Source organism: Bradyrhizobium sp. 157 (assembly GCF_023073815.1).
In the GTDB taxonomy this organism is placed as follows: domain Bacteria; phylum Pseudomonadota; class Alphaproteobacteria; order Rhizobiales; family Xanthobacteraceae; genus Bradyrhizobium.
On the sequence record NZ_JADPKF010000102.1, the window covers coordinates 185604 to 195735 of the forward strand.

Below are 10132 nucleotides of genomic sequence, written 5' to 3' on the forward strand. Positions count from 1 at the left end.
GCGGGTCGAGCCGTCGGCTCCGGCGAGCACCTTGAGAAGCTGGGCGGCATCTTCCGAACCTTGGACGCCGGTGTTGCCGCTAGCCGGCAATTCGCTGCTGCCGCCTACCCGATGATCTGGAACGCGTCAGCCGCACGCAACACCGTGCCGTCCTCCCAGTGGCGTCCGACCACCATCATGCCGACGGGGAGCCCTGCCGACATGCCTGCCGGAACCGTGGCGGCAGGATGGCCAGTGACGTCGAACGGGCAAGTGTTGGAAATCATCTCGAGTGCGCGAGCAACGTAGTCCTCGCGGCTCGCGTCCGGGGCCGGGAGTAGCGTGGCCTTCAAAGGTAACGTCGGCATGAGCAGGAGATCGACCTCTTTAAGTTGCTCATCGTAGGCGGCGCGAAGCACGCGCGCGAGGTTTTGGGCCTTGGCATAGTAGCGACCCTGATAATTGTCCTGCATGTACTGGCCGAGCAGGACAACGAGCTTGACGGTCTCCGAAAGGTCGTTGGCGCGCACCCGCCGGCTACGGCCGTAGAAGTCCAGGAGCGACGTCGTATAGTGCCCTTTCCAGTTAGTACCCATGCTGTTGCCCGCGACCATCAACGCGGTGGCGCCCTCGACGGCAATAGCGTTCCAGATATGGATGCCGTCACGGTGGAGGGGGATCGAAACCTCGCTCACGGTTCCCCCCGCTCGCGTCAAGCGCTGTGCCGCCTCGCGTACCATGGCGTCGACATCGGGCTCGGAGTTGGGCCAGCCAAACCCTTCCTTAACGATCCCGATCCGCAGGCCGCGGGCGTCTCCGGTGAGCTGTTTGGTATACGCTTCCGTACGCAGTCCCGCCGGTTGGCGTGGGTCGAGGCCATCGGCCCCGGCGAGCACCTCGAGAAGCCGGGCGGCATCGCCGGCGGTACGGGCAATGGGCCCGGTATGATCAAGTGTTAGTTCGATCGGGAAGACGCCTGTGTACGGCACAAGGCCGTGGGTGGGCTTGTGGCCAACCGCTCCGCAGAAAGAGCTGGGAATTCGAATCGACCCTCCCTGGTCGCCCCCGATAGCCATGTCGCATTCGCCGGCGACGACGAGCGCCGCGCTGCCGCTGGAGGAGCCTCCGGCAGATCGCTTCGGATCGTGCGGATTGAGTACCGGCCCAGTGTCGGAGGTATGGCTACCGCCCGAGAAGCAAAGATGCTCGCACACGGCCTTGCCGACGATCTCCCCACCGGCATCGAGGATGCGGGTCACAATGGTCGCATCCACGTCAGGGACGTAGCCCTCCAACACATTAGAACCGTTCATCATCGGAATGCCGGCGACGCACACATTGTCCTTGATGGCGATCTTCTTGCCCGCAAGAGGACCCGACGTTGCGCCTTTGATCGAGCACTTCCAGTACCAGGCATTCAGCCGATTGTCCGAGGCGGCTGGACGGAATCCCGCGTCCCGCGCGTACTTCACCGCCAATGTCGGCTCCGCAAACTGGTCCAAGCGACGGTACGACGCCAGCACGCCGTCCATGAGGTTGCGGAACGACGTCAGATCGTCGCGGCTAAGAGCCAAGTTGTAGGATTTGGCGATGCGCTCCAATTCAGGCAGCGGTGGCTTGCGCAGAATCCGCGGCGCCGTCGCCGCCGAGGGTGGCGCTTGCATGCCGGCCTCGGCGGCCGCACGAACGGGCGTTGTCGCCCCGGCAACGACGGTTGCTGCTACGCCGGCCGCGCCAGCATGAAGCACGTGACGACGCGAATAGTTTGGCGACGCTCTCATGGCATATCCTCCCTCGACCAATGGGTTAAGTTCTCAATCCACCGCTCGCCCTAAGTGTCGGGGACCGTCTGGTGGTCGGTGGCCGCGACGGTCACCAAGCGGCGGCCGCCGACACCGCGGCCGGCGTGCCAAGCTGTAACATCACAATGAGCCTTGCATCCGGACAGGGCTGAGGCGCAGCAGCCGCATGAGGTTGGGACGTGAGGCCTGGCCGAGCGGATCGTGACGGCAATTAAGGCCTGTACTGGATGCCTCCGGCATCCTCGCGGAGACTGCGGAGCGACGCGCCGTCCAGCAGCAGATTATCGCGCAGCCACCGACGATTTCAAGAGCTTGCATCTTTCACGTCCGCGCTCGGCAGCCACGTCGCGGAGCACTTCCACCTTCGCGACACACGCACAGTCAAGCCACACGCGGGATGTCTCTCCGTGGCAAGCTTGAGAACTGCCGGAGGCTTGCTTCAAAATTCAGTCTTCGCGATTTCACTGCACCCGGTATTTGCTCATGTAGTGTTTGCGCAGGATCTTGCGGGTCTGCTCAGCAAGGCGCCTGTTAGCGCTAGCCTGCGGCTTGTCGCGGCGCTCCAGCGGCTTCGGCCGATGCGGATGAGGGCGCTGTTTGGTCGAATGTTGCCTTCGGGTCAAAGCGGCAGGCCTTTGTTCATGCGACGAACTCGACCGGACTGCCGATGGCAAGACCGAGATCGCGGTCCGCCCGTCCCTGATTAACGGCAATTTCGGCAAGCCCGTTGGAGTTCTCATACCAGAAAGCCACGCCTGGCGGCAGATCACTGAAGGTCCTCGCGCGGTCCAGAACCCGACCCACCGCGGTGAGCCTTGCGCTGGGCGGCAGCATAGCCGCCCTCAGCCCGGTCATCGCATTGCCGTAGTGATCGACGTAAACGATCTCGCAGAGGTCATCTGGCCAGTTTGCCCTGCGATCTGCGCCATCGTGACGTGGCCGGCCGGGGGGCGGATCACCGCGCGCCAGCATAGCTGCCACCGGGGCGAAGAGGTCGCGCCCGTGAAAGCTGGCCGAGAGATGCTTTGGCTTCCAGTCGATGTCCCAGCTGCGCGTCTCTTGAGCTCTGCGCTGGATCAGCTCAAACAAGCCGTTGCCGGGGCCGATATACCAGCGGCCGTCGGCCTCGAGAAAAATGGATGGCCGCGTCCCGCCGACGCCGGGATCGACAACGCAGAGAAAGACGGTTCGCACCGGAAACCATGTCGCATAGGCCGCCAACAGATACGCCGATGCCTTGGGATTGCCGACTGGCGCATCGGCGAAGAGGTCGATAATGGGTATGCCCGGCGCCATCTGGTGCAGCACCGCCTTCATCTGACCCGTATACGGGCCGTGTAACCCAAAATCCGTGAACAGCGCAATCATGGTGTCAGCCTGCCCAAATGCGTGTGTCCACTTCGCTCGAAAACGCTATACTGACCAGCCGAGCCGTGCGACGGACGCGGTCACAGCAGCACGCCAAAACGCCAAATCCCGCTTGCTCTCCCTCAATCGGCTCGCCCACTGTGATCGTAGGCTCGGCACAATGTCGATCTCGCGTCTGCTCATCATCTTCGGCTTGTCGCTCGTTGCGCTTGGGCTGCTATGGCCAGTGATCAACAAGATCGGCTTGGGCCGGTTGCCCGGCGATATTGTCATCGAGCGCGATAACTTCCGCGTTTATATCCCGCTCGCAACATCGCTGCTGGTCAGCGTGATCCTTTCCCTGATCCTTTGGCTCGCTAACCGTTAGCCGTCGGCGCCTGTCGCTCTGGGTGGACGGCGCTCGGGAGCGTTCGCGGCCGGCTTGCCGGCAGCATCATCGTCTGCGCCGTGAGCAGCCACGGCATCCACATAAATCGTGCGGCCTGCATCCAAAACGTGAAAGGGTTAGCTGCCTCGAACGAGGACCCGAGCGCTTCGAAGGATGGCGTTGCCCGCAGGTTGATTGATATCTGTTCCCAATCACCATTCGGCGATTGCCGGTGAATGATGTCGATGTCGAGGCCGGGCAAACGGGCGCTTGCTCTTGTGGCATCGATCTCGCTCTCTCGACTGAATGTCCGCTCTGGCATCGGCCCTCACCATCTCTGTGCACCGCTTCCATCCCGCTGGTGATTATCGCTCATCATTCCCGGTAATGAAAGCTCGCGGACTTGCTGCCGCGACCATGGCCGCTCCCGGCGGGCCGCCGTGATGTTCCGCGCCATCAACGCGGCCGGCAAAGTGATCCAGGTGTTCGAGCCCCGCGAGGAAGCCGAAGCGTGGGTGGCAGCGAAATCGGCCGCCTGTGGCGGCTTGCAATCACCTTCCGGCGGCCTAGCATGGAATGCGTAGCTCACCCTGCAGGAGCGCAGCCATGGAACTCACCGTGGTGCCCATCGTCAAGCCGGACGACGCCAACTTCATCTTCGGCCAGTCGCATTTCATCAAGACCGTGGAAGACCTCCACGAGGCGCTGGTGGGCGCGGTTCCGGGCATCCGCTTCGGGCTGGCCTTCTGCGAGGCCTCTGGCAAGCGGCTGGTGCGCTGGTCGGGTAATGACGAACCCGCGCTGGCCCTCGCACGCGACAACGCATTGGCCATCGGCGCCGGCCACACTTTCCTGATCTTTCTGGGCGACGGGTTCTTTCCCGTCAACGTGCTGGCTGCGGTGCGCGCGGTGCCGGAGGTCTGCCACATCTATTGCGCGACGGCCAACCCGACACAGGTGATCGTCGCACAAACGGAGCTGGGCCGAGGCGTGCTCGGCGTGGTGGATGGCGCCTCGCCGCTGGGTGTCGAAACCGACGCCGACATTGCGTGGCGGAAAGACCTACTGCGCCAGATCGGCTACAAGCTGTAGTGGCCTGGATGAAGCCGAGCCGACAGGATGCACCACCACCTGCAGCTGACTGCCACCCATCGAACGCATGACGTCAGGACGATCCCGCCTCTTGATGCAGCTTGGCACCCCGCATCAAGCGGCGGGCGATGTCGGCTGTCTGCAGTGACGCGCGTTCGGTCGGTGAATGGGCCGCCAGATAGCGGGTAACCGCAACGAGGATGTGCCGGCCCTCGTCCGTGTCGCCCCACGCGCCGAATTGCCGGACTCCCGCCTCCAGCATCTGATACGCATGGAAGCCTGCATCTTCGCGCAGCACCGCATGCGCGAGCGTGGCGATCAGCGCCTGCGGCGAATGGCCGAGCGTGAGATGCCGTGCCACCAGGCGTGCGGCGAGATCGACCTGTCTCTGCCGGTCGAAGGCGTCGAGCAAGGCGGCGCCGATCGTCTCTGGATCCGCGGGCAGATCATCGAGCTGCTCGCCGCCGTCGCCCGGGATGCGCGCCGGCGGCACATTGAGATAGCGAGCAAGGTAGAGCGCCATCGCGCCGTGCAATACGCCGCGGACAGCCGTGACGTGAGCGTCGATGCTGGCAGTACCCATCCGCGCGAGCATCTGGTGGACTGCGTTGGCGTAGGTGAAGACGTGATGCGCCGTCTCCCAGTCGGCGTGCTCGTTGGCATTGCCGAAGCGCGCCACCCTGAGCGCTGCCGCGTAGGCGAGGGATCGGCCAAGGTCAGCCGGAGCGGCACCGGCGCGGATCGTCCCCTTGAGCGCGGCAAGGATCCTGGCCGGATCGTCACCGAGCAGCTCTTGAGCAAGCGCGGCGTGGCCCGACCAGTCACGCGAGCCGCGTCCGGCAGCAAACAGGTCCGCGAGTTCGCTGGTTGATTCCTCACACAACGCAACAAGGTCAACGGGCTGGCGCCAGGCAGTCGATTCCTCGGCGCCCCGGGCCGCCACCATCTGACCGATGACGGTCGGCAGCAGAGCCGCCGCGTGTTGCCAACCGATCAGGTCGAGGCACTCGAATGCCTTGTTGATGAAATCGAGCGAGTGCCCGGTGTCGGCGAACGCCCGCTCGGTCTCGGCAGCGAACAGCGCATCGGCCAGTTCAGCCGGGGAGAAGCCGGCCGCAACCGCCGTGAGCAGCGTGCGCTCGGCCGCCTCGCGATGGCGCACGGTTGTCCAACGCCGCAGCCAGCGTTTGAGCGCGGCCGGATCCGGCCGGCTTCCAAGCGGCGCGCGTTCCCGCCGCGGCGCCTCGCCGTCGCAGTCCGCCGCCACGCGGCGTGCGCCGTGGAACAGAGCGAGATAGGCGTCCTCGTCCGGCAGCACAGGCAGGAGATTGGCGAGTGCCGTCAGAATCGTAAGGCCCACGCCCCAGCCGTCGCGATTTTGCGCCCCGAACAGTGCCACCTGCCGTACGATTTCGGCCTGCGGTACGCCGGCCGCGAGCTGACCATGCGTGGCCTTGGCAATGACGAGGCCGAGGTCGTGGCCAAGGCCGTTCGCAAGCCGCTGATGCCAGTGCGCGACGGGATCGGCATGGGTGAACGTGGTCTTCACCCAGACGTTACCATTGCGCACCTCGCACGGGCAGATCGGAACGTCGTCCGCCCACAGGTCGAAGGTGCAGCCGCTTTCGAGATCGAAGCGCGCATGGTGCCAGTGACAGGTCAAGATGCCGTCCTCGAGGCTGCCGCGCTCGAGCGGGAAGCCCATGTGCGGGCACCGATTGTCGAGGGCGAAGACGCGCCCGCGGTCGTAAATGACGAGGATCGGGCGATGGCCACCGTGCACAACGAGCCGCCCCTTGATCTTCAGCTCCTCAAGGCTGCCCGCCAGCGCAAACTCCTTGCTAGGCATGTCCATGAGCATACCTCCCATTGTCACTCTGGGGCTGCTTCAGGTACCTCACAACATAGGCATCCTCTCGCGCAAAGGCGAGAGAATGCCATGGGGGACTGCGCAAAGGGCGCGAACTGCCATGACGAGATGGCCCAAGGTATTTCAAAAATGCGCTACAAACGCCTCTTCCAATCTTTCTGGCGATCCCTTTATGCTATTTGATTACCAGTTCGAACGATCGGATGGAGCCTCGAAACAGCAGGCTGTAGATCTTGACCAGGCAAACACCATGAAAGTTAGAAGAGAGCTTGTTAATCATCACGTTCCAACCTGATGTGAAGCGACGAGCTCCAAGGTTGCACGATGAAGGAGGCAATCAACTCAGTACCGTCGCGCCGCCACTTCTTGCGGCTAACATCAATGGCTGCGGCATCAGCCCTGACTCCGGCGTGGGCCGAGCAGCTAGAACAAGCGGATTCGGCTACATCCCAGCCCGTGTCCGCACGCATCGCCGCGTTCGAGGAGGTATGGCGGACCGTCAGGGACCGATTCTACGATCCGCACCTACACGGGCTCGATTGGTCGGCTGTTCGGGAACGTTACTTGCCAAACGCCACACGCGCGAGTTCCGAAGAGGCGCTGGCCAGCGTCACTAATAGCATGCTCTCCGAGCTGCATGCTTCGCACACCCGCTACTACACACGGTACGAACCAGAATACTACCAGCTTTGCGATATCTTTGCCGGTGCGCTAAGGCGACGCGGACTGGAACGCGCTTTTCCGGGTGGCCGTATCTCCTATCCCGGCATTGGCATCCTCTCGCGTCTCGACATGCAGGGCCGCAGCGTGATTACCGGTGTTATAGAGCGCACGCCGGCCCAACAAGCCGGCCTGCTCGCTGGCGATGTGATCGTCTCCGCCGACGGTGCACCTTTTCAGCCGGTACAGTCGTTCCGCGACAAAATTGGCAAGGAAGTAGTGCTGAGCCTGCGTCGTGGCGGCGCGTTTATGCAAATATCGGCTACCCCAGTCGATATTGAGCCCAACAAAATGTTCTTGGACGGCTTGAGGGCCAGCGCCCGTATAATACGGGCCAACGGCCGAAGCATCGGCTATGTTCACGTCTGGTGTTACGCTGGCTCGGTGTATCAGCGGACGCTCGAGCATCTTCTATCGCAAAGTCCGCTGAACGAAGCCGACGCGCTGATCTGGGACCTGCGCGATGGCTGGGGTGGCGCAATTCCCGAGTATCTTGATTTGTTCAACACGCGAGCGCCGACGATGCAAGTCACTGATCGCAATGGCGCCAGCGAACTCCGGAACGTGAAATGGCGCAAGGCTGTCGCCATGCTTGTCAACGGTGGCACCCGCAGTGGCAAGGAAATCCTTGCCTATGGCTTCAAAAAATACCGGCTTGGCGAGGTCATCGGTACCCGTACCGAGGGAGCTGTTCTCGCTGCCACGGCATTCCTCATTGGGGGCGGCTTGCTGTTGCTCGCTGTCGAGGACGTGCGTGTCGACGGCGAGCGGCTGGAAGGCGTTGGCGTCGCACCCACGATCGAAGTCCAAGCTGACCCGGACTCCATGGATCGTAGTGATCCTCAACTCAATCGTGCAATCGCGGTCCTATCCGGGGTCTGATCCTCGGGAGGCAGCCTGCTGGCTTTACACTGTTCCGGAGAACCGGACGTCACCGATCAAATCCTGCTTGCCTGAGCATTCGCCCACGGCAGCTAGGTTAGAGCTGGTCCAGTCCGCTCGTGTGCCCAATCGCCTCGGCTAGCGCAGGTGGGGCAAACGGCGTGTCTTACTGGGTATACTCGGCGGCAAGGTAGTATCCCGCTGGTAGCACGCGCTCAGCAACCAAAAATGAGCCGAATAGGCGTGCTTGTGATGGCAATGCCGACGTCGGCCTTTGTTCGGGCGTGAGCTGCGTGAAGGCCTGCGAGAACTCGGTCGCATCGAAGAACAACAGTACCTTATCGAGGTTCAATCAGCGGAAGGACAGCTAAGGCCGTTCGGCGCTGGGATCATGTTTACGCGAATCGGCGCCTTATGCCTTCTGTGTTGCGTATCTCACTAGCGGCGCGGCTGCGCGTCTTGCCGCATCCCTTATCTTGAAAATAAGAGGATGAACTAGGAAACCATCGCGAGCCGGGGCGTTGGTATTCTTAGAAGTGACGCTACGACGGGGAGGACTTTCCATGCGAACCACAGTAGTTGCGATGCTTGTCGCGAGCGGAACGATGATCACCCTGCCAGCGCTGGCGCAGCAGCAGCAGCCGGCACCGAACCCACAAATGCAGGAGGAGGCTGACAAGGGCGCCAAGACTCGCCAGTCCGGTGAGTCCGGATATGTCGGCGAGCAGGAAAAGCCCGGTGCTTCCGCCCACCCCCCTGGGAAGACTGACTCGGCTCCGCCGACAACGGGCTCAGCCACAGGCACCTCGACCGGGGCGACAGGCAGCGGTGAAAAGTCGCGCTGAGCCTTCTGGAGGTATAGCACGACTGAGCGTAACCTCGTCTTCCTGACGCGGGCCTCGTTATCCTTGCCATCAAGCGCCGAGGTTACGCGCCACTGAGATCCAGGCTCATAGCGGAGCTGGAGAAGACAAGTGTGGTGTCCAAAGCAAACGCGACGCTCGCTTCTTTTGACGACGCTCGCCACCGGAGCGTTTCTGACGGGGCGGAGGTTCGCTGCGGCACAAGAAGATCAACCCGGCAGCAGCGACCGGCCGAAGAAAGGCGATCTTCTTGTTGTCTCCGAAGGCGAACGCGTCGGCGCCGTCATCGCGCCCGATGACGTGAAGCGCGGTGAACCGCCACTGCACGCCTGGCCAAAAGACCCCAAGACTTCGGTCGTCCGCAACGGCTCGCGGTTGAACGAGATCCTGGTCATAAGGCTTGATCCCGGCGAAATGGATGAGGAGACCCGCTCACGCTCTGCTGAGGGCATCGCAGCCTATTCGGCCATCTGTACTCACACCGGATGTTCTGTCACCGGCTGGCTGAAGTCCGAGACGGGCGACAAAGACGTTCTCAAGTGCTTTTGTCACAATTCCGAATTCAATCCGCGGGAAGGCGCGCAAGTGGTGTTCGGGCCCGCGCCCCGGCGTCTGCCGGCGCTCCCGCTGGTAATAGCCGACGGCTCGCTCACCATAGCTGCGACATTCGTGGGAAAGGTAGGTGCTCAACAAAGGTGATGGGGCGCGGTCGCATCGGATCCCCTGCCCCAGATGATCGCACCACCAAGGGCGGCAGAGAGAAAGAGCTAGGGAGATGACGTCCATGACCATGAAGCAATGGCTATTGTCGAGCTTTGTTGCGTCCACGTGCCTGTTTTCAATCGCTGCCATTGCCGGCCCGATTGAGAAATACACCCCGGTGACCGCCGACCGCCTGAAAAACCCGGAACCCGGCAATTGGATGCTCTATCGCCGAACCTATGACGGCCAGGGATACAGCCCGCTCGACCAGATCAATACTTCGAACGTGAAAGACCTGGTGCCGGTGTGGACCTTCTCGACCGGCGTGATTGAGGGGCACGAGGCTCCGCCGATCGTAAACAATGGCGTGATGTTCGTCGCCACCCCCCAGGGCCAGGTGATCGCCCTCAACGCCAAGACAGGCGATGAGTACTGGCGTTACAAACGCCAGCTCCCCGACGATCTCTTCCAATTGCACCCGACCAAC

At 62.6% G+C, this 10132-nt stretch carries 10 protein-coding genes; 7 read left to right on the top strand and 3 right to left on the bottom strand.

All coding sequences use genetic code 11. The features are described from left to right. Positions 1-104: 104 nt before the first annotated feature. Positions 105-1643 carry an amidase gene (locus tag IVA95_RS32645; protein WP_247514247.1) on the bottom strand — a complete coding sequence of 513 codons (1539 nt, stop codon included), beginning with the start codon at positions 1641-1643 and terminating at the stop codon, positions 105-107. A gap of 777 nt (positions 1644-2420) precedes the next feature. Continuing rightward, complete coding sequence (locus tag IVA95_RS32650; protein ID WP_247514231.1) at positions 2421-3149, bottom strand: SAM-dependent chlorinase/fluorinase; 729 nt, start codon at positions 3147-3149, stop codon at positions 2421-2423. A gap of 166 nt (positions 3150-3315) precedes the next feature. Between IVA95_RS32650 and IVA95_RS32655 the strand changes: the two genes are divergently transcribed. The 3 genes from IVA95_RS32655 to IVA95_RS32665 all read left to right on the top strand — a co-directional run bounded on the left by IVA95_RS32655 (position 3316) and on the right by IVA95_RS32665 (position 4608). Continuing rightward, the gene (locus IVA95_RS32655; protein ID WP_028349698.1) at positions 3316-3516 is read left to right on the top strand and encodes a DUF2905 domain-containing protein; all 201 of its coding nucleotides are present in this window, start codon (positions 3316-3318) and stop codon (positions 3514-3516) included. Between the two features lie 443 nt (positions 3517-3959). Next, positions 3960-4100 (top strand): hypothetical protein, encoded by a 141-nt coding sequence (locus IVA95_RS32660; protein ID WP_247514232.1) that lies wholly within the window; start codon positions 3960-3962, stop codon positions 4098-4100. 22 nt (positions 4101-4122) lie between these two features. Beyond that, a complete protein-coding gene (locus IVA95_RS32665; protein ID WP_247514233.1) occupies positions 4123-4608 on the top strand; it encodes an adenosine-specific kinase in 486 nt (161 codons plus the stop codon). 73 nt (positions 4609-4681) lie between these two features. On the opposite strand, the gene IVA95_RS32670 is transcribed toward IVA95_RS32665, so the two are convergent. After that, a complete protein-coding gene (locus IVA95_RS32670; protein ID WP_247514234.1) occupies positions 4682-6463 on the bottom strand; it encodes a Rieske (2Fe-2S) protein in 1782 nt (593 codons plus the stop codon). Between the two features lie 396 nt (positions 6464-6859). On the opposite strand from IVA95_RS32670, the gene IVA95_RS32675 reads away from it, so the two are divergent. The 4 genes from IVA95_RS32675 to IVA95_RS32690 form a co-directional block, all read left to right on the top strand. Then, complete coding sequence (locus IVA95_RS32675; RefSeq protein ID WP_247514248.1) at positions 6860-8080, top strand: S41 family peptidase; 1221 nt, start codon at positions 6860-6862, stop codon at positions 8078-8080. Positions 8081-8643: 563 nt separating this feature from the next. After that, positions 8644-8925: a hypothetical protein gene (locus IVA95_RS32680; RefSeq protein ID WP_213256369.1), complete on the top strand. Its 282-nt coding sequence runs from the start codon at positions 8644-8646 to the stop codon at positions 8923-8925. A 129-nt stretch (positions 8926-9054) separates the two neighbouring features. Next, a complete protein-coding gene (locus IVA95_RS32685; RefSeq protein ID WP_247514235.1) occupies positions 9055-9642 on the top strand; it encodes a ubiquinol-cytochrome c reductase iron-sulfur subunit in 588 nt (195 codons plus the stop codon). Between the two features lie 85 nt (positions 9643-9727). Then, the coding region (locus IVA95_RS32690) for a PQQ-binding-like beta-propeller repeat protein (RefSeq protein ID WP_247514236.1) at positions 9728-10132 on the top strand (405 nt) is incomplete at its 3' end.